28 protein-coding genes are annotated in these 24,864 nt (G+C 47.0%); all 28 read right to left on the bottom strand.

All coding sequences use genetic code 11. The annotated features are described in order from the left end of the window. Nucleotides 1-15: 15 nt before the first annotated feature. Entirely contained in the window at nucleotides 16-879 is an 864-nt protein-coding gene (locus tag SGLY_RS03155; protein ID WP_013623846.1) for a MinD/ParA family protein, read from the bottom strand. A 4-nt stretch (nucleotides 880-883) separates the two neighbouring features. Next, nucleotides 884-2,074 (bottom strand): flagellar biosynthesis GTPase FlhF, encoded by a 1,191-nt coding sequence (flhF, locus tag SGLY_RS03150; protein ID WP_013623845.1) that lies wholly within the window; start codon nucleotides 2,072-2,074, stop codon nucleotides 884-886. After that, nucleotides 2,064-4,142 (bottom strand): flagellar biosynthesis protein FlhA, encoded by a 2,079-nt coding sequence (flhA, locus tag SGLY_RS03145; RefSeq protein ID WP_013623844.1) that lies wholly within the window; start codon nucleotides 4,140-4,142, stop codon nucleotides 2,064-2,066. The genes flhF and flhA overlap by 11 nt, the downstream gene beginning before the upstream one ends. 37 nt (nucleotides 4,143-4,179) lie before the next feature. Beyond that, nucleotides 4,180-5,247: a flagellar biosynthesis protein FlhB gene (gene flhB, locus SGLY_RS03140; RefSeq protein WP_013623843.1), complete on the bottom strand. Its 1,068-nt coding sequence runs from the start codon at nucleotides 5,245-5,247 to the stop codon at nucleotides 4,180-4,182. After that, nucleotides 5,235-6,014, bottom strand: a complete 780-nt coding sequence (fliR, locus tag SGLY_RS03135; RefSeq protein WP_013623842.1) for a flagellar biosynthetic protein FliR — start codon at nucleotides 6,012-6,014, stop codon at nucleotides 5,235-5,237. The genes flhB and fliR overlap by 13 nt, the downstream gene beginning before the upstream one ends. A gap of 14 nt (nucleotides 6,015-6,028) precedes the next feature. Further along, nucleotides 6,029-6,301 carry a flagellar biosynthesis protein FliQ gene (gene fliQ, locus SGLY_RS03130; protein WP_013623841.1) on the bottom strand — a complete coding sequence of 91 codons (273 nt, stop codon included), beginning with the start codon at nucleotides 6,299-6,301 and terminating at the stop codon, nucleotides 6,029-6,031. A 27-nt stretch (nucleotides 6,302-6,328) separates the two neighbouring features. Next, nucleotides 6,329-7,081 (bottom strand): flagellar type III secretion system pore protein FliP, encoded by a 753-nt coding sequence (fliP, locus tag SGLY_RS03125; RefSeq protein ID WP_013623840.1) that lies wholly within the window; start codon nucleotides 7,079-7,081, stop codon nucleotides 6,329-6,331. Further along, nucleotides 7,078-7,545, bottom strand: coding sequence for a flagellar biosynthetic protein FliO (gene fliO, locus SGLY_RS03120; RefSeq protein WP_013623839.1), 468 nt, complete (start codon nucleotides 7,543-7,545; stop codon nucleotides 7,078-7,080). Before fliO ends, fliP begins: the two co-directional genes overlap by 4 nt. 1 nt (nucleotide 7,546) lies before the next feature. Then, nucleotides 7,547-7,909: a response regulator gene (locus tag SGLY_RS03115; protein ID WP_013623838.1), complete on the bottom strand. Its 363-nt coding sequence runs from the start codon at nucleotides 7,907-7,909 to the stop codon at nucleotides 7,547-7,549. Between the two features lie 15 nt (nucleotides 7,910-7,924). After that, nucleotides 7,925-9,046, bottom strand: a complete 1,122-nt coding sequence (fliY, locus tag SGLY_RS03110) for a flagellar motor switch phosphatase FliY (RefSeq protein ID WP_013623837.1) — start codon at nucleotides 9,044-9,046, stop codon at nucleotides 7,925-7,927. Then, nucleotides 9,036-10,034: a flagellar motor switch protein FliM gene (gene fliM, locus SGLY_RS03105; protein ID WP_013623836.1), complete on the bottom strand. Its 999-nt coding sequence runs from the start codon at nucleotides 10,032-10,034 to the stop codon at nucleotides 9,036-9,038. Before fliM ends, fliY begins: the two co-directional genes overlap by 11 nt. A 72-nt stretch (nucleotides 10,035-10,106) precedes the next feature. Further along, a complete protein-coding gene (locus SGLY_RS03100) occupies nucleotides 10,107-10,544 on the bottom strand; it encodes a flagellar basal body-associated FliL family protein (RefSeq protein WP_013623835.1) in 438 nt (145 codons plus the stop codon). Next, nucleotides 10,541-10,747 (bottom strand): flagellar FlbD family protein, encoded by a 207-nt coding sequence (locus SGLY_RS03095; RefSeq protein WP_013623834.1) that lies wholly within the window; start codon nucleotides 10,745-10,747, stop codon nucleotides 10,541-10,543. Before SGLY_RS03095 ends, SGLY_RS03100 begins: the two co-directional genes overlap by 4 nt. Continuing rightward, entirely contained in the window at nucleotides 10,744-11,196 is a 453-nt protein-coding gene (locus SGLY_RS03090) for a flagellar export protein FliJ (RefSeq protein WP_052298592.1), read from the bottom strand. Before SGLY_RS03090 ends, SGLY_RS03095 begins: the two co-directional genes overlap by 4 nt. Further along, entirely contained in the window at nucleotides 11,193-12,506 is a 1,314-nt protein-coding gene (fliI, locus tag SGLY_RS03085) for a flagellar protein export ATPase FliI (protein ID WP_013623832.1), read from the bottom strand. Before fliI ends, SGLY_RS03090 begins: the two co-directional genes overlap by 4 nt. Continuing rightward, the gene (locus tag SGLY_RS03080) at nucleotides 12,478-13,284 is read right to left on the bottom strand and encodes a FliH/SctL family protein (RefSeq protein ID WP_013623831.1); all 807 of its coding nucleotides are present in this window, start codon (nucleotides 13,282-13,284) and stop codon (nucleotides 12,478-12,480) included. Before SGLY_RS03080 ends, fliI begins: the two co-directional genes overlap by 29 nt. Beyond that, on the bottom strand, nucleotides 13,268-14,269 hold the full coding sequence (gene fliG, locus SGLY_RS03075; RefSeq protein ID WP_013623830.1) for a flagellar motor switch protein FliG: 1,002 nt from the start codon (nucleotides 14,267-14,269) through the stop codon (nucleotides 13,268-13,270). Before fliG ends, SGLY_RS03080 begins: the two co-directional genes overlap by 17 nt. Then, nucleotides 14,270-15,874 (bottom strand): flagellar basal-body MS-ring/collar protein FliF, encoded by a 1,605-nt coding sequence (gene fliF / locus SGLY_RS03070; protein WP_013623829.1) that lies wholly within the window; start codon nucleotides 15,872-15,874, stop codon nucleotides 14,270-14,272. It lies immediately after the preceding gene. A 20-nt stretch (nucleotides 15,875-15,894) separates the two neighbouring features. Further along, on the bottom strand, nucleotides 15,895-16,218 hold the full coding sequence (gene fliE / locus SGLY_RS03065) for a flagellar hook-basal body complex protein FliE (RefSeq protein ID WP_013623828.1): 324 nt from the start codon (nucleotides 16,216-16,218) through the stop codon (nucleotides 15,895-15,897). Between the two features lie 6 nt (nucleotides 16,219-16,224). Further along, nucleotides 16,225-16,707: a flagellar basal body rod protein FlgC gene (gene flgC / locus SGLY_RS03060; protein ID WP_013623827.1), complete on the bottom strand. Its 483-nt coding sequence runs from the start codon at nucleotides 16,705-16,707 to the stop codon at nucleotides 16,225-16,227. Nucleotides 16,708-16,709: 2 nt separating this feature from the next. Beyond that, a complete protein-coding gene (locus SGLY_RS03055; protein ID WP_013623826.1) occupies nucleotides 16,710-17,846 on the bottom strand; it encodes a protein-glutamate methylesterase/protein-glutamine glutaminase in 1,137 nt (378 codons plus the stop codon). Further along, a complete protein-coding gene (locus SGLY_RS03050) occupies nucleotides 17,830-18,276 on the bottom strand; it encodes a chemotaxis protein CheW (protein ID WP_013623825.1) in 447 nt (148 codons plus the stop codon). The genes SGLY_RS03055 and SGLY_RS03050 overlap by 17 nt, the downstream gene beginning before the upstream one ends. A gap of 81 nt (nucleotides 18,277-18,357) precedes the next feature. Next, the gene (locus SGLY_RS03045; RefSeq protein WP_013623824.1) at nucleotides 18,358-20,619 is read right to left on the bottom strand and encodes a chemotaxis protein CheA; all 2,262 of its coding nucleotides are present in this window, start codon (nucleotides 20,617-20,619) and stop codon (nucleotides 18,358-18,360) included. 245 nt (nucleotides 20,620-20,864) lie between these two features. Beyond that, entirely contained in the window at nucleotides 20,865-21,359 is a 495-nt protein-coding gene (locus SGLY_RS03040) for a hypothetical protein (RefSeq protein WP_013623823.1), read from the bottom strand. Then, on the bottom strand, nucleotides 21,359-21,769 hold the full coding sequence (gene fliS / locus SGLY_RS03035) for a flagellar export chaperone FliS (protein ID WP_013623822.1): 411 nt from the start codon (nucleotides 21,767-21,769) through the stop codon (nucleotides 21,359-21,361). Before fliS ends, SGLY_RS03040 begins: the two co-directional genes overlap by 1 nt. A 156-nt stretch (nucleotides 21,770-21,925) precedes the next feature. Then, nucleotides 21,926-23,425 (bottom strand): flagellar filament capping protein FliD, encoded by a 1,500-nt coding sequence (gene fliD, locus SGLY_RS03030; RefSeq protein ID WP_013623821.1) that lies wholly within the window; start codon nucleotides 23,423-23,425, stop codon nucleotides 21,926-21,928. Nucleotides 23,426-23,443: 18 nt separating this feature from the next. Further along, complete coding sequence (locus SGLY_RS03025; protein ID WP_013623820.1) at nucleotides 23,444-23,815, bottom strand: flagellar protein FlaG; 372 nt, start codon at nucleotides 23,813-23,815, stop codon at nucleotides 23,444-23,446. Between the two features lie 108 nt (nucleotides 23,816-23,923). Continuing rightward, nucleotides 23,924-24,745: a flagellin N-terminal helical domain-containing protein gene (locus SGLY_RS03020; RefSeq protein WP_013623819.1), complete on the bottom strand. Its 822-nt coding sequence runs from the start codon at nucleotides 24,743-24,745 to the stop codon at nucleotides 23,924-23,926. Between the last annotated feature and the right edge of the window lie 119 nt (nucleotides 24,746-24,864).

Here is a 24,864-nt window from a genome sequence, read left to right as displayed (position 1 = left end):
TCCACCTCTATTTGTTCAGTTTTTCAGAATGGAAAAAATCAATTTCCTTATCCCCCCGCTTGAGGATGGCGGCCGTTGATCCATCCCGGTCACATTTCCAGCGATCCATTGGATATACTTGTAAGCAAGACTTTCGGGATTGGCCAGACCTAAAGGATATTGCTCCATAATTGATTTCCCCATGAGAGGATCATCATAAATCCAGCCTAAAAGATTCACCCTCAGTCCTAAAAATTTTTTAGCGGCATGTTCAAGTTTCTCAAAACAAATCTCAGCCTCAGATTCATGATGAATTCTGTTGATCACAATCTTGAGGTTAAGCTGTTCCTGCTGTCCTTTCAACGACTTTAACAGTCCATAGGCATCAGCCATTGCCGGAGGCTCCGGTGTCGTGATCACGATAACCTCATCCGAAGCGCAAAGAAAATTGAGCACAGTATGACCTAATCCCGCTCCGGTATCAATCAGCAGAACATCGGCCATTTTTTCCAGCCGTCCGAGATTGACAAGCACATTTTTCAGCTGTCCCCGGTCCAGGTTGGCAAGCTCAAACATGCCTGAGGCACCGGGAAGCACTTTGATTCCCCTTTTCACAGGACACAAGATGTCCTCAATTCTCTTTTCCCCGGAAAGCAAGTGTCGAATACTATATTTTGCCGTCATTCCAAATACGACATCCACATTTGCCAGCCCCAGGTCCCCATCTAAGACAATGACCCGGTAATTGAGCTCAGAAAGCGCGATCGCAAGGTTGACAACAAAGCTTGTCTTGCCCACTCCTCCTTTGCCGCTGCCGACCGCAATAACTCTCATGTTATTGTGTGTCCCGGCATCCCTCTGACTGACCATGCTGCGCAGAGTGCTTGCCTGATCATTCATTAGCTTAGCCCTCCCCCAATATAGATTGAGCCAGTTTTTCCGGAGTCGCCGCTTCAATATCATCTGGAACATTTTGTCCATTCGTCAAATAGGCAATAGGCAGCGGCGTTTTTGTAACCAAATCAAGAATTGAGCCCAGATGTGTACTCTCATCAAGTTTGGTCAAAATGAGATGAGTCGAATATTTCTTAAACTTTTCCAGGACTTTGGCCTGATCATCAGCATTGGTCGTCACACTCATCACCAGCATGGTCAGATCAGGAGACGCCTTTTCCAGAAACTTCTGGAGCTCGGACATATGGGCCTCGTGATGGGGGCTGCGTCCGGCCGTATCGATAAAGACCAGCTCTTTGTCCGAATGCCTCTTAATGGCTTCTTGCAAGTCATCAGGGGTCATCGCGATTTCAACCGGAACACCGATAATCTCTCCAAAGGTCCGAAGTTGTTCAACCGCCGCTACTCTGTATGTATCTGCCGTAACCAGGGCTACCTTACGCCTGTCAATGATGCTGAACCCTGCCGCCAGCTTACCGATCGTCGTTGTCTTGCCTACACCGGTCGGGCCGATTAAGGCCACAACCATTGTTTCAGAACTTTTTGGCTTGATGATATCCGTGTTGGAACAGATTTTCATGATTTGCCTGCGCAAAACATCAAGCACGACTTCTTTGTTTTCGAGCTGTTTTTCTCCTAATGAAGCGGACAGGTTTTCGCAAAGATACTGGATCATTCCTTCGCTCAGCCCTTTTTCCTTCAAAAATCCGTAATACTTCTGCATGGGAAGAGGGAGCGGCTGTTTTTCTCCGTCATTCTTCACAATATGGCCCCTGATCTCCTGCAGCATGGTACGCATCTGTTTCAGTTCCATCTGGGCATTTGTTTCTTGTCCTTGAGTTTCTCGCCCTTGAGTTTCTCGTCCCGGACCGTTTTTTGTTCCCTGAACTGTTTCATACGCTCTTTTGACTAACCCCGCACTGACCAAAGGCTTGTTCTCCCGGTGGCTTTCTTTTTTCAATGTTTTGTTCTTTTCTTCCAAAACTGCTGTAATCTCTACTTTTGTTTTAGCGAAAAACCCTAAAAAGCCGCCTTCTTTGATCTTTCTGGTCTGGATAATGACAGCATCGGCACCCAAATCCCGTTTCACTTTGTTCATGGTATCGGTGATGCTTTCCCCAACAAAACGTTTAACTCTCATTGTTCATTACCACCATTCCTAAGGCCTCAACTTCAATACCCGGTACAAGTTCATTATAAGAAAGAAATACGATATGGGGAAGCTGTCTTTCCATCATTCTCTTGAGATTGATCCTGACAACCGGTGCACAAAGAATAATCGGGCTATGGCCTTTAAGCATGATTTTTTCCACCTGAACCGCAATAACTTGAATCAGCTTTTGAATCACTTGCGGGTCCAGATTGACATATGCCCCATAATCCGAAGGTTTTAAATGATCCAGGATCATTTGTTCAATCACCGGATCTAATGTCAATACTTTCAGCTTTTTCTGCTCATCCAATAATGGCTGGACGATCTGCCGGGACAGGGCTTGTCTGACATGCTCGGTCAGGCGGTCTATATCCTTGGTCAGCGCGGAGTTATCGGCCAGAGCCTCAAGCACCGTCGCCAAATCCTTGATCGATACCCTTTCCCGCAGAAGATTTGAGAGAACTTTATGTACCTGGCTAAGACTGAGCAAATCGGGGATCAGCTCTTCCACTACGGCGGGAGCCTGTTCTTTAATATGATCGACGAGCTTTTTGACATCTTGTCTGTTTAAAATCTCATAGGCATGGGACTTAATCACTTCGGTAAGATGGGTGGCCAGGACCGTGGGCGCGTCCACCACGGTATATCCGGACATCTCGGCCTGTTCCCTGTATGAGGCATTGATCCACTTGGCATCAAGCCCAAAAGCCGGCTCTTTCGTCGGAGTCCCCGGAATCGAATCATCTTCAATACCGGAACTGATCGACATATAATGATCGGCCAATAATTCTCCGGAAGCCACCTCCGCCCCCTTAATTTTGATCAGATACTGATTGGGCTTCAGGTTCATATTATCCCTGACCCGAACCACGGGAACAATGAAACCCAGTTCATTGGCCACCTGTCTGCGGATCAGGACAATCCGATCAAGGATATCCCCGCCCTGACCGGCATCAACCAAAGGGATCAGCGCATAGCCGATTTCTAACTCCATGCAATCAACATGGAGAACATTCATCACATTTTCCGGTTTTTTGATTTCTTCTATCTCGGTAGCTTTTGCGGCCGCTGTTTCCTGTTCGGCTGTCGCGGTCGTATTCTTTTGCAAATAATAACCGGCCCCCGCGGAAAGAGCGGCCAGCAGAAACATGGGAAAGCGGGGCAGACCAAGAACAGCAAGAACAACTAAGACACTGGCGGTCAGATAAAGGGCCTTGGGGATACGGAAAAGCTGTTTGGCCAGTTCTTCTCCGAAATTGGCTTCCGATGCCGCCCGGGTCACCACAAGACCTGTCGCCGTTGAGATCAGCAAGGCCGGAATCTGGGTGACAAGACCATCCCCGATGGTCAGAATCGTGTAGATATGCAGGGCCTCGGTTATGGAATTGCCTTTCATCACGACCCCGGTAATCAAACCGCCGATAATATTGATAAAAAGAATAATGATCGCTGCAATGGCATCGCCTTTGACAAACTTACTGGCCCCATCCATGGAGCCGTAGAAATCAGCTTCCTGCTGGATTGCTCTCCTGCGTGTCCGGGCCTGTTCATCCGTGATCATTCCCGCGTTCAGATCGGCATCAATACTCATCTGTTTTCCCGGCATGGCATCAAGAGTAAAACGGGCCGCTACTTCCGAAACGCGCTCCGCGCCCTTGGTGATCACGATAAACTGAACGATGACCAAAATGCAAAATACAATAAAACCGACCACTGCGTTATCCCTGATGACAAAAAGGCCGAACTGCTGAATAATATCTCCGGCATCGGCATCAAGCAGAATCAAACGTGCCGTCGAGATGTTCAGCGCCAGGCGAAAGAGAGTCATGGTCAGCAATAAGGCCGGCAACACGGAAAACTCCAGAGGATCTTTGGTGAAAACAGCCAGCATCAGGATAAGCACGGAGCCGGTGATATTGAGGGCAATCAAAATATCCATGACTGTGGTCGGGACCGGGATAACCATCATGATTACAATTCCGACTATGCCGAATGCCGCCAGGACATCGGTATTGCCCAATATTTTTCTCTGTACGTTCTTCGTCGAGATTGCCATCCGCTACCCTCCTGGATTCCCATACTCTGTCTTGAACTTACGCCGTATGAAATCTTTTTTTCCGGTTCATCTTCATCACAAATGCCAGCACTTCCGCAACTGCTTTATACAATTCCGCAGGTACAGCCTGTCCGATTTCCACCTGAGTGTAAAGAGTTCTGGCCAAAGGTTTGTTCTCCATCATGATAATTCGGTTTTCCCTGGCCGTTTCCTTTATTCTCAAGGCAACCTGGTCCTGCCCCTTGGCGACCACATAAGGGGCGTCAAATTTTTGCGGATCATATTTCAAGGCTACCGCATAATGGGTAGGATTTGTGATGACGACATCAGCCTTTTTCAGATCCTCCATCATCCGGCGCATAGCCACGGCCCGTTGTCGTTTTTTCATCTCATTTTTAAGCTGAGGGTCGCCCTCATTCTGCTTATATTCTTCTTTAATTTCTTCATGAGACATTCGCAGGTTTTTCTCGTATTCCCACCACTGATACAAAAAATCCAAGATGGAGATCAGAAGAAAAGCGGTTGCGATTTTCCAGGCAAGCTCAAAAAGAATTTCCCCCAGAAACATTGTGGCCTGAAGGGCATTGATTTGCTGTAAAGCGGGAAACATCTCCAGATGGTCCCTGATCACCGCATACAGAAAGTATCCGATGGCAATGACTTTGAGCAGGGATTTTGCCAGCTGAATCCATGCCCTGACCCCAAACATTCGTTTTGCCCCTTCAATGAGGCTGAGTCTGGAAAGTTTCGGCATGATCGCCTCAGTGGAAAACAAAGAACCAACCTGGATATAATTAACTGCCACGGCTACCGCAACTGTGGTAAGCAATACGGGGGCCAGGATCTGTGCCGCTTGCCAGGTCATGTTCAGCATTAAGGAGGCGACAGAAATATTGGACCATTCCGTAGGCAGAGAATAAACATATTTCATTAGATCAGCGAATCTTTCAAGGACTGAGGGCAGCCAAAACCTTAATACTCCAATCATCGCCAAAAGCATGATTGATGAGGTAAGCTCCTGACTTTTCAGGACCTGTCCTTTCTTGCGCGCCTCCTGCTTTCGTTTGGGCGTGGCCGGAAATCTTTTTTCCGCTATGGCGTCCACCCCCTGTAGAGTTGGAATACCCAGTTCATCACAATATCCGTCAGATTAGAAACCGTGCTTCCTAAATAAGGGATGGATAGAAACAACAGCGTCAGGCCAAAGATAATCTTGACCGGAAAAATCACGGAAAAAATATTTAGCTGCGGCACAGTTTTGGATAAAAGCCCTACCCCTACATCAGCCAGGAATAAAGCTCCGAATATGGGCATCGCAATTTGGGCCCCCAAAGCGATGACCTGACCCACAATTTGAATATAAAAGGTCATTCCTTTGGGTAAAATTCCGGTATTGACCGGGATATAGCTATAGCTTTTTACCATGGCGGCAATGATCAAATGATGGGCATTGATGGCCAGAAGAAGCATTGTCGTCAAAACCATTAAAAAATTGCCGGTCATCGGGCTTTGCATTCCATTGATCGGATCAATGGTATTGCCAAGGGTAAACCCGATCTGATAGTCAATCAATTCCCCGGCAGTTTGCATGACACTGGTCAATAAATTGATCACCAGCCCGATCACCAGTCCTACAGTCACTTCTTTAATAATGAGCCCAATATAAAGAAGAGTATCGACCGGAACCTGCACCGTCATCGAGAGAACAGTGGGATACAGCACGACGGATAAGGCCATTGCCAACCCCAGTTTGACCAAATTCGGGACCCCTCTTGCCCCAAAGACAGGGGCAATCATGACCATGCCCGCCCAGCGGCAGAATATGAGCAGGAACAATGTCAGATTCCATTGCAGGAGTTCTGCTAGTTTCAACGTTTTTCCTCCATCTAATACCTGGCATAGGTCACTAAATTATGAAAAATATTGACGGTATAGCTCGTCATAATATTCAGCATCCACGGTCCCAGAAGAAGCAAAGCAACAGCAATGACCACGAGCTTGGGGATGAAGGAAAGGGTCTGCTCCTGGATCTGCGTCATGGCCTGAAAAATACTGACCACCAGTCCGATCAGCAAACTCAAGGCCAACAAAGGGCCTCCCACAAGCAGCACCGTCCACATTGCCTCTTTCGCCATGAATATGATTTGATTCTGTGTCATCAGACTACCTCAAATTTGCTATAATTTTCACTTAAAGCTGGCAACAAGGGACTGCACGATCAGATACCATCCGTCTACAATAACAAACAATAAGATCTTAAACGGAAGGGAGATCATCATTGGCGGCAGCATCATCATGCCCATCGACATTAACGTACTGGCGACAATCATGTCAATAATCATAAAAGGAATAAAAATAGCAAAACCGATCTGGAAAGCGGTTTTCAGTTCACTGATCACAAAGGACGGCACCAGAACATAAGTAGGGATATCGCGATAAGTCTTCGGCTGAGGAATCTGGGACAGTCCCACAAATAGAGCCAGGTCTTTCTCTCTGGTCTGCTTGATCATAAATTCTCTCAGCGGTGCCTCAGCCCTTGTCAAAGCCTCTTCCCTGCTGATCTGATTCTCAATATACGGTTTTATGGCATTGGTGTTGACCTGAGAAAAAGTAGGGGCCATCACAAAGAAGGTTAAAATCAGCGCTAAACCGATAATGACCTGATTGGGAGGAAGCTGCTGAGTACCCATCGCATTGCGGACAAAGGAGAGAACCACAATAATACGGGTGAAGGAAGTCATGAGTACCAGGATGGCCGGTACCAGTGACAGCACCGTCATGATCAAAAATATCTGGATGGCGGAACTGGTTTGTTCTACAGGAGTATTGCCAAGATCAAGGTTAATCCCCGCCGCCCGGACTCCCTGCGGTAAGAGCAGCAAGAGGCTCACCAAAATAAAGAATACCGCCAAAATATTTTCTTTTTTTCGCAAGATCATCCCTCATCCTCCTTGAGCAAGCGCTCAAGTTCAATCGAAAAATCCCTTTTTTTTCTCCGCGGCAGCTTATTTCGGAGCTGACCCATCAATCTGTCAACCTTTTCCTCCGGCCTATTGGCAATCTCTTCCAGAATTTCCGCCGCGATTTCAGGATCATTAACTTCCTCGATCTTAGTTATGTGATGGTCGGTTCCGGCCAGAACAAAAATCTTTCCGGCTACTTCCACCAGATAGATCATCTGCTGGCCCCCCAAGGTTTGGCGGTCGAGCACCCTGACCCAGGGGGACTGCATTCCCCTGTACGCATATTTGTTCAGTCTGCGTATCATCCATAAGGATACAGCCAATATCACTAAGAAAAATATGATTGTGGCAATCAACCCTCCAGTAGGGTAAGGATTGCCGGTGTTGGCCGTCACAATTGGGTCCGTAAGATTGACCGGCTGGTTTTCTATCCCGTTCATCTTATTTCAGGGCCTTGCCGACCGCTTCCAATACTCTGTCCGGCTGGAAAGGTTTTACCACGAAATCCTTTGCTCCTGATTGGATCGCTTCAATAACCATACCCTGCTGCCCCATGGCACTGCACATGATGACCTTAGCCTGAGGGTCCTTGGCCTTAATTTCCTTGATTGCCTGCAATCCGTCCATTTCGGGCATTGTAATGTCCATGATAACAATATCGGGTTTCAGCTCTGCATACTTTTCAATGGCAACTGCCCCATTCTCTGCTTCCCCGACAATCTGGTAACCATTATTCGATAAAATATCCTTGAGCATCATCCTCATAAAAGCTGCATCATCAACCAACAATACTTTGTGTGACACGTTTGTTCCTCCTTGTTACTTTAAAGTTTCCATTCTTTGGGCTTGATTGATAATTTCCGTAATGCGGATTCCAAATGTTTCGTTAATGACGACAACCTCACACTTGGCAATCAGTTTTCCGTTTACGATCATGTCTACAGGCTCTCCCGCTATCCGGTCAAGCTCAACAACCGACCCCGGACCCAATTCCAGAATATCCTTAATCGTTTTATTGGCTTTGCCAAGTTCTACACTAACCTGAAGCGGCACATCAAAAATCAGGTCAAGATTATTGGGAATAGCCGGATGATTTCCTGTCACCAGCTGGGAAAACTGAGCCGGTTGAACAGGCGTGGACTGCGAGCTCATCGAAGATTGCTGCTGCCAAAATATATCCGGCGGAGGGGATAAAGGTGGCTCTGAATGATACTCGCGCTCCTGCCTGGCCTCGGGCCCGGATTGCGGTTCCGGCTGGTTATTCAAAAGCCTCTCCGTCATATTTTTGGCTACGCTCAACGGGATTACCTGAAGCAACGTGCTGTCTAAGACCCCCTCGATATTCATCTTGAAGGAAATCTTGACTACCGGCTCATTGGGATCAATATCCGTTTGCAGGAAGGCGTCCTCTTCACCTTCTTTAGTAATAATCACATTTGGAGGTGTAATATCCACTGTTGAACTGAACATTGTGGACATCGAGGTGGCAGCCGATCCCATCATCTGGTTCATCGCCTCGGATATCCCGCTGACCTGCAAATCAGTAAGCTCTTCATAAGGGCTTTGTCCTGAACCGCCCATCATCAGATCCACGATAATTGACCCGTCGCTTCTGGATAAGATCAGCATATTTGATCCTGTAATTCCTTTTTTGTAGCTCACCGCAATTAATACATATGGAACAGGATATTCATCCAATACCTCCCTGGGTGTTGTAATATCCACTTTTGGCGTCGTTATTTCTACCTTGCGCCCAACCAGCTGGGACAAGGTCGTCGCCGCCGTTCCCATAGAAATATTGGCGATCTCGCCAAGGGCGTCCCTTTCAAGCGAGCTTATCTCCTCCAGAAATTTTTGTGTGATCTCCTCTTGCTCCATGTCGTCGGCAGGACCTGAAAGCAAAGCATTAATTTCCTCCTGCGAAAGCATCTCACTCCCCATCATTATCCCCTCCCTCTTCATTTAATACTCCGGATATCTGAACAGCCAGACGGTTGCTATGCAGGCCGGGAATACCGGCAAATTTTTTGAATTTCCCGACATAAATGTCCAGCGGTTCCTGAATATGTTGCTGCAGGGGAATCACATCTCCCTTTTCCAAGCCCAGCAGTTCCCTGACCGTAATTTGAGTCTGGCCGAGAAAGACCTTGAGCGGCACCCGTACTCTTTCAATTTTCCTTCTGATTGTTCTCTGATCTTCCGGGTTTTGAGCTTTGCCTGCTGATGAAAATAAAAGGATATTATTTAGCTTGTCCAAAATAGGTTTCATTACAATATAGGGCAGACAAATGTTGATCATGCCGATTGAATCTTCAATTTTCACTTCCATGGTCACGACGACAACCATTTCATTGGGAGCGACAATTTGAATAAACTGAACATTTGTCTCCATGTCCACATATTGAGGAGTGATCGTGTAGATTTCACTCCAAGCCTCGCCAATGACCGAAATCATTTTACGAAGCATGCCCTGGACAATCCTTCTTTCGATTTCCGTTAAATCTCTGTTCTTCATCGCATCCTTGCCATACCCGCCCAGAAGCCTGTCGACCATATGAAATCCCAGCCCGGGGCTTAATTCAATTAAGGCATTTCCCTCAAGAGGGTCCATAGAATAGATACCCAGAATTGACGGATAAGGCAGCGACCTTGTATATTCATCATAGGTAACTTGCTCAGTAGAAAGAACCTTTGCTTCAATTACAGTATGCATCGCACCGGCCAGATAAGTCACCAGGTTCCGGCAGAAATTCTCATGGATATTTCTCAGCGAATTCAGCTGGCCTTTAGAAAATTTATTTGGCCTTTTAAAATCGTAGAGCCGGACTTTGTGAGAGTTGGACAACGCAATTGCCTCTTCGTCAACCGAACCGTCAGACAAGGCATTCAGCAACGCATCAATTTCAGATTGTGATAATACTTCAGCCATCCAATCCCCCCTTTCCAACTAAAACAAAATGATATTTTTGATGGAGTGATCAATTTGTGAGCCCGCTTTTTCCTAATTTGGTTGATACATATAACTTTTAAATAAGACGTCCCTGATCTTACTGTTACTTATACTGTTTAATTCCATCAGCAATGTGTTTCTCAGCTTTTCTCTGCCGAGTTCGGTACTGACGTCAGTGATTTTCTGGGCAGCCAGAACGGTCAGGGCCTTATCTCTTAAAAAGGCCTTCTCTTCCTCCAGCACTTTCTTTGACTTTTCATCTACTGTTTCCACCGTTAGTTCGGCCCTGAGTATCCCGCCTCCGTCAAGATTAACCGTAAATTCCTCAAGCTCGACAAGCGGTCCTTTTTTATTATCAGCAAGCACGACTTTTTCGTTTGACGGGTAAAGCTTTTCCTTAAGAACCATGCTGCCGATACCAAGCCCGAAAAAGACCAGCCCTACAAGCACATAAACCAAACTTTTCCTGATGCCCACATTAAATTTCATCCATTCTTATCCCCCTTATACTCCGGATAACATCTTTTGCGAAATTCTACGATTCTATTGATGATTTCTTCTGCAGTATCCGCTACCACATATTTATTGCCGTTCGTCAGCATGATTACAGTATCAGGGGTCTCTTCCACGGTCTCGATCAGATCGGGGTTGATTGCTAAAACCTTCTTGTTCAGCCTTCTCACAAAAATCATGATAAAACCTCCCGTACCTTTATCCCTGCACTGCGCTGAGAGATTTCATCAATCACCTTTTGTTCTTTTCTCAGCTCTTCCCGCAAAAAAGCCTGATACTGCTTTTCTTTCAGCTTATTGTATTTCTCATGCTCTACCCTAAGCCGGATGACTTCTTCTCTTTGTTTTGCTACAGTAATTTCTTGTTCTTTTTCCAAAGTCTCTAACTCATCCAATTGTTTTTTCTGTCTGCTGGAAAAGCGCTGCCAGTCATTTAATTGGTGAGGCTCCCTGAGACAGGCTTTTTTTTGCCTTTCAATCACCTCTATGTATTGATTATTCACTATGCTTTTTTTTTCAGAAAGCTTCTGCAATTCCCTGATCGCTTCGGCTAAAACGCCTTGGGCCGCTTCCATCATTTGTTTGGAAATCCGCAGGCTGGTCTCCAATCTGAATTGAAAAATCATCATGATCTACCCTCTTCGGTAAAAATTTTCTTGATTTCCGCAACCATATCAATACCATTAAATTTTTCATCCGTACTTTGGCATAAAAACAGGGTGATCTTTTCCATATATTTTAAAGCAGTATCAATCTTGGCATTACTTCCCCGGACATAAGCCCCGATGTCGATCAGGTCTTTCGCTCCTTGATAAACCGCCAGCAGTTCGCGTACTTTTCCCGCCAGCCCGATCATCTCCGGTTCCGCCACATCACTCATACATCTGGAAACAGATTGCAAAATATCAATAGAAGGAAAATGATTTCTTGCCGCAAGATCCCTGGATAAGACGATATGTCCGTCTAAAATCCCTCTCACCGCATCAGCGATCGGCTCATTGTGATCATCTCCGTCAACCAGCACGGTATATAAACCTGTGATGCTGCCCTTTTCCGCCATCCCCGCTCTTTCCAAAAGCTTGGGGAGCATCGCGAACACTGAAGGGGGATATCCTCTTGTTGCGGGCGGCTCTCCAATTGTCAGGCCCACTTCTCTCTGGGCCATGGCAAAGCGTGTGACCGAATCCATCATTAGCAGGACATTTTTTCCCGTATCCCGAAAATATTCAGCAATAGCTGTAGCAGTAAACGCCGCTTTGATCCTTACTAAAGCCGGCTGGTCAGATGTGGCAACCACAATCACTGAGCGGCTTATTCCCTCCGGACCTAAATCCTTCTCAATGAATTCCCGAAGCTCTCTTCCCCGTTCTCCCACCAGAGCGATCACATTAATATCCGCTTGTGTATTGCGGGCCATCATACCCAGAAGGGTACTCTTCCCGACACCGGAACCGGCAAATATGCCCATTCTCTGGCCTCTCCCTATTGTCAGCAGACCGTCAACCGATCTTACCCCAACACTGAGCGGTTCACTGACACGAGGTCTCAGCAAAGCATGCGGAGGAGCATTTTGCAGAGGATAATCAATATTTGATTTCAAGGGCCTTCCTTCCAGAGGGTTTCCCAATCCGTCAAGAACGCGCCCCAAAAGCTCTGATCCCACTTTAACGGCAAGCTTCTCCTTCTGAGGAATCACCTTGTCGCCCGGGGATACTCCCTCCAATTCCCCCAGAGGCATCAACAGGGTCTTATTATCTTTAAATCCGACTACCTCGGCGGGGATCTCCGATTTGGAAGATACAATACAGCAATATCTTCCGACACTTACCTTTGGCCCATTGGCTTCAATCAGCAGACCGGTAACTTTCGATACCAGCCCCAGCGCCGTAACCGTTTCCATATCCTTCAGTTTATTGGCCAGGTTTGTCCAATCCGCCATTCGTTAATTCTCCTATGAGCGCATTTTGCAGCTTTTCCAGTTGTGAAGCAATCCTGAGATCAAAAGCGCCTTCATCACTTTCAATATAGAGGTCTCCCGGGAGCAAACTCTCATCCGCAACAAAGGGATAGAGTAATTTCTGCCCCTCAGGCAAATCGTTCAACCAGGCAAAATCGGGCAGAGAGACATGGATTCTGACGTTTTCTTTGCCCATATTTAAAAGAGGACAGCTCCGAATGATCTTTTGCAGCCTGCCAGGCTCTATTTTCAAGGAAACACCGATGATTTTCTCTGCTATCTTTACGGCCAGACTGAGGATGTCCTTTTCGGCTTTCTCATACTGAATTTCCATTGCCTTACAGGCAAGATCAAAATAACTCTGCGCCTGGAACCTTGTATCCGCAATTTCCTGCTCCGCCCCTGCGATTGTTTCAGCCTTGATTTGCGGGACGATCTCTCTGCGGACCTCTTCCTGAACTCTCAGCCTGATTTCCGCCCCCTGTTCTTCCGCCCGGGCAAGAACAGCCCTTGCTTTTTCCTTGGCTTCAGTGAGGATATCCAGAGCTTCCTTTTTGGCCTGTTCGAGTATTCTCTCTGTTTCTTCCATGACTGCATTTAAATGATCATCCGGCTCTTCTCCCGGGAGCTCCTCGAAACAGGCTTCGGTCTCCGCTCGAAAGACGGATTCGGGAAATTCGAAAACAGATTCAACGATTCTGGGACCGACGATTTCTATGGAACAGTTTTTTAATACTTTATCCTTAATAAATAATTTCATCGGCACCACCTCTGGATACAACTATCGCACCAGCTTCTTCCAGCTTGCGGATCACCTTGACAATGCTCTGCTGGGCATCTTCAACTTCACGCAGCCGGACGGGACCCATAAATTTGATGTCTTCCTGCAGCATCTGACCGGCACGGCTTGACATATTACGCAGGATTTTTTCCGAGACCTCTTCATTGGAGCCTTTTAGGGCAAGAGCCAAATCCTTGGTTTCCACCTCACGCAATACCAGCTGAATCGACCTGTCGTCAAGCATCACAATATCTTCAAACACAAACATCTTTCTCTTAATCTGTTCAGCCAGGTCTGGGTCATCCATATCTAAAATATCCATTACGGATTTCACGGTGCCGGGGTCGGCCCTGTTCAGCATATCCACCACCGACTGGATTCCGCCGGCTGTCGTATAATCGGCCGGAGCGAGGTTTGAGATTTTATTCTCCAAAACTCCCTCGATCTCTTTTAAAACCTCAGGACTTGTCCTCCCCATCAGGGCGATGCGTTTGGTCACCTCTGCCTGAACGTCATGGGGGAGATTGGATAACAATATTGCCGCTTTATCTGATAGAAGATGAGTCATGATTAAAGCGATTGTTTGAGGATGCTCTCCCTGAATAAAGGAAAAAAGCTGCTTCGGATCTGATCTGCGGACCAGGTCGAACGGGCGCATTTTCAGGGAACGGGACAGCCTGTTGATGATATCAAAAGCTCTTTGCTCGCCAAGCGCTTTCTCCAGAACATCCCTGGCATAATCAATCCCGCCCTGGGTCAGATAGCTGTTGGCAATACACATCTGATGAAATTCTTCGATCACCAGATTTCTCTCTTCTTCAGATACCTTACGAACCTCAGCCATTTCCAAAGTGAGCTGCTCAATTTCCGGTTCATTCAGAAAACGCACAATTTCCGCAGACCTTTCTGAACCAAGAGCAATCAATAAAATAGCCGCTTTTTGGATACCTGTATACTCTGCCATTTATTGTTCCTCCGCCAACCAAGTCCGTACCAATCTGGCAACTTCACTGGGATTTTCGTTTGAATATTTTTCGACTTCTTTTCTGATCTTTTCTCTTTCTATTTCATCGGGACTTTTCACTTTTTTCTTGGCTATCCTTAATTCCGCCTGCCGTTCGGCATCAAGCTGGTCAGCAAGCATTCTTTCCGCTTCTTCGACCGTTAACAGAGTCATATCTTCCGCAGTAGCCAGCACCTGTTCCTCTCCGGACATTCTCCTTCGGGCCCTTCTATTCCTCAATAAAATGACGGCGACCAACAAAATGGCCAGTACGGCAACGCCGATTTCCGCATATTGGAGGATTTTCGCATTGCGTTCGGCGATCTCTGCCTCTGCCTGTTCCTGGAGCGTTGTCGTCTTATCAAAAGGCAAACCGGCCACCTGGATTACGTCTCCCCGGTTTTGATCCACACCCGCCGCCGAAGCGACAATTGCTTCAATATTGCTCAGCTGCTGGGCAGTAATACTGTCTGTGTCCGCCATTACGGAAATGGTCAGGCGCTTGATCTGCCCGGGGCTGACTACGGTTTCCTCTTGAACGACATTGGGCTGATAGTTTTCCGTCGAAGTGTATTTCTCGGAAATCGTTCCTTGATCTGTCTGCTCATCCGCCGGATAAGTCGGGATATTGGTCTCTGTCCCCGGCACCCCCCCGGTGGTCTGCCCGTCGCTGACTCTTTCCGAGGTTTCCTGCCTGCTCTCTATCGCTCCATCGGTATGGGTCTGGCTGGTAATTTTTTGCTGATCAAAATTGAGAGCGGCATTCGTCCTGACAATCGTTTTCCCAGCCCCAAACGCCTTGTCCAGCATCGTCTGCACAGATTTTTGGATGTTGTTTTCAACGGACTGCTGCAATTGCAGATCTGTCACGCTCATACGGTTCGTCTTGTCTTTTCCCAGTTCATCGGAAAGGACATTGCCATTGGTGTCAACAATGGTCACCTTTTCAATTTGTAAGCCTTCAACCGAATAGACCAGCAAATTGGCGATTGCTCTGACCTGATCCGCCGACAGCTCAGTTCCCGGGTTCTTTTTCACTGTGACCGCCGCCGTTGATTCTGTTTGTTTTTCCGTAAAAAGAGATTGTTCCGGGATGACAATATGCACTCTGGCATATTCTATGCCATCCATGGTCTGGATTGTGGTCTCCAGTTCATTCTGAAGACCGAGAACATATCTGAGCTGCCTGTCTTTATCCGTTTCCCCGAGGTGAACCTCATTAAGATTTTCAAAACTAAAAGTGCTCTTCTGCGGAAGTCCGGCATTGGCCAAATCGAGCCTGATCTGTGCCAGCTGGCTTTCCGGAACCTGAATTGTCGCTCCACTTTCTTCAAGCTTGTAGCTATAATTCAAGTCCTTCAGCTTGGTTGTAATCGCACCCGCTTCGGTCGAACTCAGTTTGGAAAAAAGCACGGCATAGCTGGGTGTACTCGCCCAAACAATCAGGATGGTAAGAGCTGTTAAAACGACCAGCGGAGCGGCAATCAAAATAACCCGCTGCGGTTTGGAAAGTTTCTCCCAAAAACCCCGGACTGATTTGATGATTTCAGCTAAAGAAAAATTCAATTTTCTCCTCCACCCCGACCTTAAATTTGCATACGCATGATTTCATGATAGGCATCAAGAATTTTGTTTCTGACATTTACAGTCAAATCCAGTGATAAAGCGGCTTTTTGCAGAGCGATGACCGGAACATGAAAGTCACTGATCGCTCCGGTCGTCAATCCTTCAACGGCGACCGAGGCCTCAGACTGGGTTTGTTCAAGATTGTCAACCGCGTTCTGCAGAAAAGCTGAAAAATCACTAGAATTCCCAAACTGAACAGAAGCGGAATCCCCGCCCCTCATCGGCTCAATACTTTGCAGGGGGGTTAGTGGAGATATCGCAGTAATAGGGACCAAACCACTCATGAAAAATTACCCCTTTCCGATTTCCAAAGCTTTGGCGGCAATAGCCTTGCTGGCATTGAACGCCGTCACATTGGCCTCATATGACCTTGAGGCCGAAAGCATATCGATCATTTCCTGTACGATATTGACATTAGGGTGCCTTACATAACCAACGGGCACACCCTCCTCAGCGACCTTGGCCGCTTCCGGAGATTCAGGATCATATTCCATCTTAAACGGAGATTCATCTTCCAATATTTGCGTAACAGAAACCCCCTGCCCGACTTCAGACTCACCGGCACTGCGAAAAGCGGAAAGAAAATCATTGGGGGAATTTCTGGTGGAAAATACCGCCATCTGTCTGCGGTATGGGATGGGATTCCCGGCAGCTGTGGTTGCTTCCGTATGATTGGTGTTCATATTCGCAATATTACTGGAAATGAGGTCCATCCTCAATCTCTGTGCCGTTAATCCTGATGCGCTGATATCCATTCCTGAAAAAAGACTCATTGTTACCTCCTTGCTGTACATTCCATGATAATTTTAGAAATATCCGAAAGAAGTTCGACTCTATCCGCAAGCCCCGCATCCACGATAGACCGGGGCATACCATAGACAATACAGGTTTTCTCTGATTCAGCAATGGAGTAAGCCCCCTCCGCCTTAAGCTCCTTCATCCCGGCTCTCCCGTCATTGCCCATCCCCGTTAAAACCACGCCCAATACTCCCGCTCCCACCGCTTTGGCTAAAGACATGAACATGACATCCACCGAGGGTTTATATAAAGTTGAAATGGGAGATTGATCACTGACCCGGGCAATTAGATCACCTCCGCTGCGTTCAATCATCATCTGCATTCCGGATTGTCCGATATAGGCAATTCCCGGTTTGAGCAGCTCCCCATTCTCAATTTCTTTAATCGAAACGGCACATATTCCATTCAGCCTGTTTGCCAGGGAAGCTGTAAACCCCGGCGGCATATGCTGGGCCACCACAATCGGGACGGGTATATCGCCACTAAGGCCGCCGAGCACTGTCTGCAAAGCGGACGGGCCTCCCGTAGATGTGCCGATTGCCACAATATCAATCCGGTGTTTGGGCATATCCTTTGCCGGGCCTCTATAACCGCCGCCGTTTCTTTTTTCCTGTGGTCTTTCAGAATTTTTTCCCGCGGACCTTTCGGCTGAAATCGTCTGCTGCCCGGCTGTCCGGGCCCGGAATAATTTTCGGGGATCGATTTCAGCTACTGACTTGACTTTAAGAATAAGATCACTAGCCAGGGTGTTGAGATCATTTCCCCGGTTACCCACCGGTTTGGCGACGACATCAACCGCCCCCAAATCAAAAGCCTTCATGGTCAATGACGCCTCCTCGGTCGTCAGGGAGCTGACAATAATGGCCGGGGTAGGCTGCCAGCGCATAATTTCTCTCAAGGCCTGCAGGCCATCCATGACCGGCATCTCGACATCCAAGGTGATCACATCCGGCCTGTGCTCTTTCAGTTTAAGAATACCCTCACTGCCGTCCCGGGCCATATCAACAACCTGAATATCGGGATCACGGCTGAGAATGGTTTTCAGGGTCATTCTGATAAAAGGGGAATCGTCAATGATCAGCACTCTGATTGGCCTGTTAAGCGGTTTGCTCATCTAATACTTCACCGCCCATAATCTGTTCAATATTCAGCAGGATCAGCAGCCTTTCCCCGATTTTCCCCACTCCGCGGATAAAGGACGCATCCATCCCCAGGGCGACCGGCGGCGGCGGTTCAATGGATTCACTGTTTAATCTGAGCACCTCGGTGACACCATCTACCCGCACTCCGAAGACTTTCCCCTCAACCTGCAACACGACAATTCTGCCGAGATCACTTTCTTCAGCCGTCGGCATGCCAAATCTGATCCGCAGGTTGACAACGGGAATCACGATTCCGCGCAAATTGATTACTCCTTCAATATATTCCGGAGCCTTCGGCACTCTGGTAATCGAAGGAATCCTGATGATTTCCTGTACCTTCATGATATCGACGCCAAATTCCTCGGTCCCCAGCGAAAATGTGACCAGCTGTTCTTCGTCCATAATCGATTCCTCCTTAATCATCAATCGTTTTTTGATCATAAGTACTCATATTCCAGGATCGTTCCATTTATTTTTCTGTTTTTAATAAGCGATTAAAACATCCTGAATCAGGGAACCAATATCCAAAATCAAGGTCACTTGCCCGTCACCCAGTATCGTGGCCCCGGCAATTCCCGGGAGATTGTTCAGAAAGTCACCGAGAGATTTGATGACAATTTCCTGCTGTCCCTGCAGCTCATCAACGATCAGGCCGATCGCCTTATCCCCCAGCCCTACTACGACAACAAAGGTCTCTTCATGACCGTTTGCCTTTTCCCGGAGATTAAATTTTTCCGCAAGCGAAATCAGCGGCAGGGTATTCCCTCTGAGCTGAACCATCGGAATACCGCCGACCGACTTAATATCGGCCCTTTTGATGAGCAAAGTTTCCAGGACAGAAGAAAGCGGCACCGCATAAACCTCATTGCTTACTTCCACCAGAAGAGCCTGGATTATGGCGAGGGTCAGGGGCAATCTGATAATAAATGATGTCCCTTCTCCTTTACTGGTCTTAATATCAATCAGACCGCCAAGGCTGTTTAAGGCCTTTTTCACGACATCCATCCCGACTCCTCTGCCGGAGATATCCGTGATTTTATCGGCAGTGCTGAAGCCCGGAAGGAAAATCAGATTGGCGATTTCTCTTTCCGGCAGCTCGTCCCTGGTACTGATTAATCCTTTTTTCACGGCCACCTGATAAATCTTCTCCAGATCAAGTCCCTGGCCGTCGTCAGAAATAATAATGGCGATATGGTTGCCCTCATGGTAAGCATCCAGGGTAATTGTGCCCGTTTCCTTTTTCCCGGCCGCAATTCGGGCTTCTGGTGTTTCCAGTCCATGATCTACGGAATTGCGCAATAGATGGGTCAAAGGGTCGCCGATCAGTTCAATCACTGTTTTATCAAGCTCTGTTTCTTCCCCTTTAATGACCAGATCGATCTTTTTCCCGGTCTTCCGGCAAAAATCCCTGATCAGTCGGGGAAACCTGCTGAATACCGTCCCGACAGGAACCATCCGCAGCCGCATTACACTTTCCTGCAAATCGCTCATCAGCCTGCCGAGATAGATATTTGTTTCATTTAAATCACCGATCATCGAATCCGCTTGGTAGTGATCCTTTAAATCATTACTAATCTTTACTAATCTGGTTCTGGTAATGACCATTTCCCCGACCAAATTAATCAGGTTATCGAGTCTTGCCGTTTCCACTCTTATTGTATGTACCTGAGCGCTTTTGGTATCCTGCCGCACTTCCTGTTTAGGGGCAGCAGGAGGATAGGCTGACTCCCGAACAGTTCCTTCATGACTTGCCGGTTTAGCCGCATCCGGTTGACGATGTTCTGTAAGTTCATGCTGCCCGCCAACTTCCGCTTTTTGCACTCCTTCTTGCTGAACGAGTTCCGTCTGAACCTCATTCACCGCCTTGGTATCGGCAATCCCATAGTGATTGATCTTCACACTGTCGATTTCGGACACCTGCATGATTTCAGCCAGGACTTCATCAGCCGGCTCGTTGGAAAAAAACAGCGCTGAGAAGCTTTCCGCCTGACCGTTTTCCAGCTCATCAAGAGATGGAAGCACTTTCACAACCTTGCCCATGTTTTCCAGCCTTTGGACAACCATCACGGCTCTTACGGCTTTCATCAAGGTATCGGGAACAAATACGGCATCGATTTGATAAATATTTTTTCCGCTGTAAGCCGCTTCCGTTAAACCGGCCTTCTCTTCCCCGGTTAAGCTGAAGTCCTTTTGCGCAAACGTTTGTTGCTTTTCCGGTCCTTTCATCTCTTCCGCGGAAATTTCTTTGCCGCTGTTCTCTTCAGGATTTTCCTTTTCCTCACGATCTTGTTCCTTGTCGCCTTCCCGTTCACTCGAGTCTGCGGTATCCGCAGCGGGAGCTTCGGACAGGGCTTTCAGTTGTTCAATAATATCCTCATAATCACCAGAAATTTCCTGTCTTTGTTCGACTTGGGCAAGCATAGCCTTCACCTTATCGGTGACAGCCAGGAGAATATCAATCACATCATGGTTTGGATTGATTTTGCCCTGACGCAATTTATCCAGAATGTCTTCAGCCGCATGAGTTAATTTCACAATAGAGGTAAATCCCATGGTGCCCGAGGCACCCTTGAGACTGTGCGCACAGCGGAAAAGCTCGTTAATCAGAGGCAAGTTTTCCCCTTCCCTTTCCAACTGCAAAAGACCGGAGCCAAGCTTTTCTATCTGTTCTTGGGAATCCTGCAAAAAAAATTCCAGGAACTCTTCCACATCAAATCCATTGTTTTTGGTATCATCCTGGCTCATGCTTCTTCGCGCTCCTTATTTCCAAGTATTTCTTCCATATCCGTCAGTTTATCAACAAACCCATATTTTACTACATACAATTCGCCATTTATTATTATAATCCTCCAAAATATCATAAATAATGCTATTTTCCAGCCTTTCCCTCTATTTTACATTAATATAATTATTATGTAAACGAATTGCAAGCGGGATTACTAGGACTTTTGGGCAAAAAAAAATCCTGAACATCAGAATTTTTTTGTTTTCTATTTGATTTTATCAATAAATCTTGCTTCGGCAACATGATTTTGTCCATAGACATTTTTTGCTTTCTTGCCCGATCGCAAGCGATTAAGCTCATTTTTAACAAATTCCATCTCCATTTTGATTTTCGCAATCACGCTTTCATCGATGGCTAAGATCTCTTTAGTGAGAATATTTAATTGTGCAGTAGAATCAAACAATTTATCCGGTTTTTCTCCCTTTTTTTTAAGCTGATTTTTCAGCCGATCAGAATCCTGCCTTCTCGCCATAATTACCGCAAACCACTCTTCACGCTTTTGAGAGAAATCCCTTAACATTTCGACAATCCTCTGGGTTTCTTCTGACTCATCACTTTCCTGAGACGAAATACCATCTGTATTCCTGCTTTGCTCTTTATCCAAGAACTCTTCAAAGGTGCGCATAAACTCTAATAACTGTCGATAGTCTTCAAGATCCCTGAGATAATATTCTTCAAGATCCCCCAGTAATCCGGACATTATCTGGCCTCCGAACGCGCTCGTTTTGCCGCCTCAATCCAGACATCCCGGAACGATTCAAAAAAATGGATAACCGGAACGAGCAACTCAGCGTCTTTTTTCAGATTGGCCTTCATCACCTCATCTTCATAAAAATCATACAACAGGCGCAGGTTCTTCGCGATTTCCCCGCCGGCTTCCATATTCAAGGTCGTATTCAGCTCTATGATCATATCCTGGACTCTGACCAGGATTTCATTTGCGGTTTCATATTTCTTCTCTTCAATCGCTTTTTTCCCTAAATGCAAATATTTCACGGCTCCCGAATAAAGCATAATAAGCAGTTTTTCCGGAGATGCCGTCCCGACGGCCGTTTGTCTGTAAGCCTGCTGCGGATTGCCGTAAATTCTGGGGTTAGACAGCGTGTTCATGATGTTCCTCCTGTTCCTGTATATGAATAACCAGAGAATGTACTGATTGTTTTTCAGACCTGATATAAGGTGCTCAGGGAAAAAAGCTCTATGATCGGTTATCCGGTTTATCGCCTGACTGCTTTTTTCCCTGAATCTCCACTAATCCTGTTTTCATCAATCAGAGGACGAATATAACGCACTGGTTTGCGCCGTCAGCCAGCTTAATTGGGAATTCAGTCCGGATAAGGTCGCTTCTAAAGCAGCGTACTTTTTCGTTAAGTTTTCTTCGTAAGTCTCGGCTCTTTTTTCAAACTCCGCGATTCTGTCGGAAATAGATTTGATCTGGTCACTATAACCGGTTGTCTTATCGAAAATGACTCCGCCGTATTTCGTTAGGGGATCCAGATAATCGCCTATTTCGGCAGCCAGTCCTCCCCCTGTTCCCCATTCCGAACCGTAAGCGGCCCCAAAAAGATTGGCCACACCTTCCGGATCGGCGGTCAGGGCATTGGTAAATTTCGTTTCATCAAGAACCAAACTTGCGCTTTTGCCGTAATCTGCACTTGAAGTCCCGATCCCGATCTCGCTTAAAAATTTATACGCTCCCGTCCCTAAAGCCGAACCTACCTTTTGTCTCAGAGTGGATTGAATCGACATCAGCATAGAATCACCAAGCAACGTTCCCTTAGTTTTCGTATCGGCGTCATAAGCAAGATTTTTGGCAATCAAATCCTGCGCGCCGTTATAGGCTTCAATGAACGTCTTCACAGCTTTTAAGGCAGTATCGGAATCCGCATTCACGGAAACTGTAGATTCCCCAGCCGCATTGAGCGTCAAGGTCACGCCCTGAATGGCTGTGGACACCGTATTGGACGCGCTGGTTACGCTGAGACCGTTGACTGTAAATGCCGCATCCTGAGCATTTTGTATTTTGCCCCCCAGCGCGGGGTCGGAAAGCCCTGTCCCCGAATAATCGTCAACCTCTCCTCCGGCATTGAGAACTCCTATGGCCGTTAAGAAATTATTGGGATCGCCGAAGGTGATCGCATTTTCCGCTCCCGTCTGGGTGGAATTGAAGGCGATACGGTAATTGCCGCTGCTGGTTTGAATAAGGCTTGCTTTTACCCCGGCACCGGAACGATTGATCGAATTGACCACATCCTGCAGTGTTGGCTCAGCCCCTCCTGTTGTGCCCGATTTCAGTACATGCACCGTTTTCTCTGTCCCATTGACAGTTAAGGTGAAATCCCAGTTGGACGCAGTACCGTCATCTGAATAAGCGGTTCCCAGCGCGGCATACATGGACGCCGCCAGGGAGGAATTAGTAAGCTCCCTGCTGACATCTGTTTCCGACTTGGCAATCTGACTGATATTGACATTATACAAGCCCTGTACACCCGCCCCTGAACCGGAGACCGTAAAATAAGTCTGATTCGCCGGTGTTGTGGCTGTCGTTGCGTTCCAGGTCGTTGATTTTTTCAGAGCATCCAGAGCTGTATCCACAGCGGACAATTTTGTATTGATCTCCTGCCAGGCTGATTTTTTGGTTGTCAGCTCAGTTTTCTGATCCTCCATCCTGGCCTGGGGGATCTTATAGGAATTTACCATGGCCTCAATGATTCCCGAGAAATCATACCCGGAAAGACCGGACAAATTTATGCCGGAAACTGCCACTATTCAATCCCTCCCTTTTCAAACCTTTTTATCAATAAATACCCCGATCAGATCCGCCAGAGAGCTCAGCATATCCAGGACTCTCTTGGGCGGTATCTCCTGGAGCACATCACCGGTCTCCTGATCAATGACCTTGACCATGACCCGCTGGCTCTTTTCATGAATCGAAAACCGGAGTCTCTTTTCGATCAGACCCATCAGCCGATTCAGTTTATCAGTTGCTTTCTCCACTTCTTCTCTGGGGATTTCCTCTTTCGCCGCAGAAGCCTGTTCTTTGCTGTCAACCACAAGACGCGGCATTTCCCGGGCCCCTTCCAGTTTTTGGCCGGGATAGGCATCAACAGGCAGAATAGGGACCTGCTGGCCATTTGGCTGGACTTGGCTGATCATCACCTTAGCCTCCTTCGCTTCTTCACCTCAATGACATCGGAGATAAGCTTATTAAAATCCAAGCCGACCGGCAGAATGCCGACCGGCTTGCAGATTTGAAAGCTAAGATCAACCCAATAATTTAAGAATCGATTGTGGAGCCTGATTAGCCTGGGCCAGCATCGCGACACCAGCCTGATTGAGAACCTGACTCTTGGTGAATTCAGACATTTCCGCAGCCATATCCACATCACGGATACGGGAATTAGCAGCAGACAGGTTTTCTGAAGTCGTGCCAAGATTATTGATGGTATGCTCTAAGCGGTTCTGATAGGCACCGAGTACAGCTCTCTGAGTTGAAACCGATTTGATGCCGTCGCTAATTTTATCAATGGCACTGAGCGCACTTGCTTGAGTACTAAGACTGAGAGAAGAAACTGACAAGGCACCCACATCAGCACTTGTAAGGGTAATAGCCATTTGATCGGCGGAAGCGGAGGTTGCCCCAATTTGCAGGGTGATCGTACCACCCGTTGAACTAATCAAAGACTTGCCATTAAACTTTGTGCTTGTCGCAATATGAGTAATTTCTGTCAATAATGAATCTACTTCTTTTTGAATGTTTGCCAAGTCTGTGGTTGAGTCATAAGTTCCGTTGGCAGCTTGGTTAGCCAGTTCATTCAGCCTCTGAAGAATAGAATGCGTCTCATTCAGAGCACCTTCCGCCGTCTGGATGAGAGAAATGCCGTCCTGCGCATTCCTTTTAGCTTGATTCAGGCCATTAATCTGGGCCTTCATCGTTTCGGAAATAGCCAGACCCGCGGCATCGTCGGCCGCGCGGTTAATCCTGTAGCCTGAAGACAGCTTTTCCAAAGATTTCTGCATAGCATTGTTGGTGTTGAACAGATTGCGCTGAGTATTCAAACTCGCAATATTCGTGTTCAGAATCATGATTATCCCTCCATGTTTTTCATTATGCCCACATCCATGTGGTACATTTTTTTCCTCTGCCGGCAAGAGGATTTTACTTCTTCTCTTCCTTTATCGTCAAGATATTTTAGAGTCTTTAG

It is taken from the genome of Syntrophobotulus glycolicus DSM 8271, assembly GCF_000190635.1.
Lineage (GTDB): Bacteria > Bacillota > Desulfitobacteriia > Desulfitobacteriales > Syntrophobotulaceae > Syntrophobotulus > Syntrophobotulus glycolicus.
The sequence above is the reverse complement of the archived record's forward strand: the minus strand, read 5'-3'. Positions and strand labels throughout refer to the sequence as shown.

Excerpts from the sequence above, each read along its gene's own strand:
- SGLY_RS03155 (WP_013623846.1), bottom strand. The coding sequence starts at position 879 with ATGAATGATCAGGCAAGCACTCTGCGCAGCATGGTCAGTCAGAGGGAT.
- flhF (WP_013623845.1), bottom strand. The coding sequence starts at position 2,074 with ATGAGAGTTAAACGTTTTGTTGGGGAAAGCATCACCGATACCATGAAC.
- flhA (WP_013623844.1), bottom strand. The coding sequence starts at position 4,142 with ATGGCAATCTCGACGAAGAACGTACAGAGAAAAATATTGGGCAATACC.
- fliQ (WP_013623841.1), bottom strand. The coding sequence starts at position 6,301 with ATGACACAGAATCAAATCATATTCATGGCGAAAGAGGCAATGTGGACG.
- fliP (WP_013623840.1), bottom strand. The coding sequence starts at position 7,081 with ATGATCTTGCGAAAAAAAGAAAATATTTTGGCGGTATTCTTTATTTTG.
- fliO (WP_013623839.1), bottom strand. The coding sequence starts at position 7,545 with ATGAACGGGATAGAAAACCAGCCGGTCAATCTTACGGACCCAATTGTG.
- fliY (WP_013623837.1), bottom strand. The coding sequence starts at position 9,046 with ATGGGGAGTGAGATGCTTTCGCAGGAGGAAATTAATGCTTTGCTTTCA.
- fliM (WP_013623836.1), bottom strand. The coding sequence starts at position 10,034 with ATGGCTGAAGTATTATCACAATCTGAAATTGATGCGTTGCTGAATGCC.
- SGLY_RS03100 (WP_013623835.1), bottom strand. The coding sequence starts at position 10,544 with ATGAAATTTAATGTGGGCATCAGGAAAAGTTTGGTTTATGTGCTTGTA.
- SGLY_RS03095 (WP_013623834.1), bottom strand. The coding sequence starts at position 10,747 with ATGATTTTTGTGAGAAGGCTGAACAAGAAGGTTTTAGCAATCAACCCC.
- SGLY_RS03090 (WP_052298592.1), bottom strand. The coding sequence starts at position 11,196 with ATGATGATTTTTCAATTCAGATTGGAGACCAGCCTGCGGATTTCCAAA.
- fliI (WP_013623832.1), bottom strand. The coding sequence starts at position 12,506 with ATGGCGGATTGGACAAACCTGGCCAATAAACTGAAGGATATGGAAACG.
- SGLY_RS03080 (WP_013623831.1), bottom strand. The coding sequence starts at position 13,284 with ATGAAATTATTTATTAAGGATAAAGTATTAAAAAACTGTTCCATAGAA.
- fliG (WP_013623830.1), bottom strand. The coding sequence starts at position 14,269 with ATGGCAGAGTATACAGGTATCCAAAAAGCGGCTATTTTATTGATTGCT.
- fliE (WP_013623828.1), bottom strand. The coding sequence starts at position 16,218 with ATGAGTGGTTTGGTCCCTATTACTGCGATATCTCCACTAACCCCCCTG.
- flgC (WP_013623827.1), bottom strand. The coding sequence starts at position 16,707 with ATGAGTCTTTTTTCAGGAATGGATATCAGCGCATCAGGATTAACGGCA.
- SGLY_RS03055 (WP_013623826.1), bottom strand. The coding sequence starts at position 17,846 with ATGAGCAAACCGCTTAACAGGCCAATCAGAGTGCTGATCATTGACGAT.
- SGLY_RS03050 (WP_013623825.1), bottom strand. The coding sequence starts at position 18,276 with ATGGACGAAGAACAGCTGGTCACATTTTCGCTGGGGACCGAGGAATTT.
- SGLY_RS03045 (WP_013623824.1), bottom strand. The coding sequence starts at position 20,619 with ATGAGCCAGGATGATACCAAAAACAATGGATTTGATGTGGAAGAGTTC.
- SGLY_RS03040 (WP_013623823.1), bottom strand. The coding sequence starts at position 21,359 with ATGTCCGGATTACTGGGGGATCTTGAAGAATATTATCTCAGGGATCTT.
- fliS (WP_013623822.1), bottom strand. The coding sequence starts at position 21,769 with ATGAACACGCTGTCTAACCCCAGAATTTACGGCAATCCGCAGCAGGCT.
- SGLY_RS03025 (WP_013623820.1), bottom strand. The coding sequence starts at position 23,815 with ATGATCAGCCAAGTCCAGCCAAATGGCCAGCAGGTCCCTATTCTGCCT.
- SGLY_RS03020 (WP_013623819.1), bottom strand. The coding sequence starts at position 24,745 with ATGATTCTGAACACGAATATTGCGAGTTTGAATACTCAGCGCAATCTG.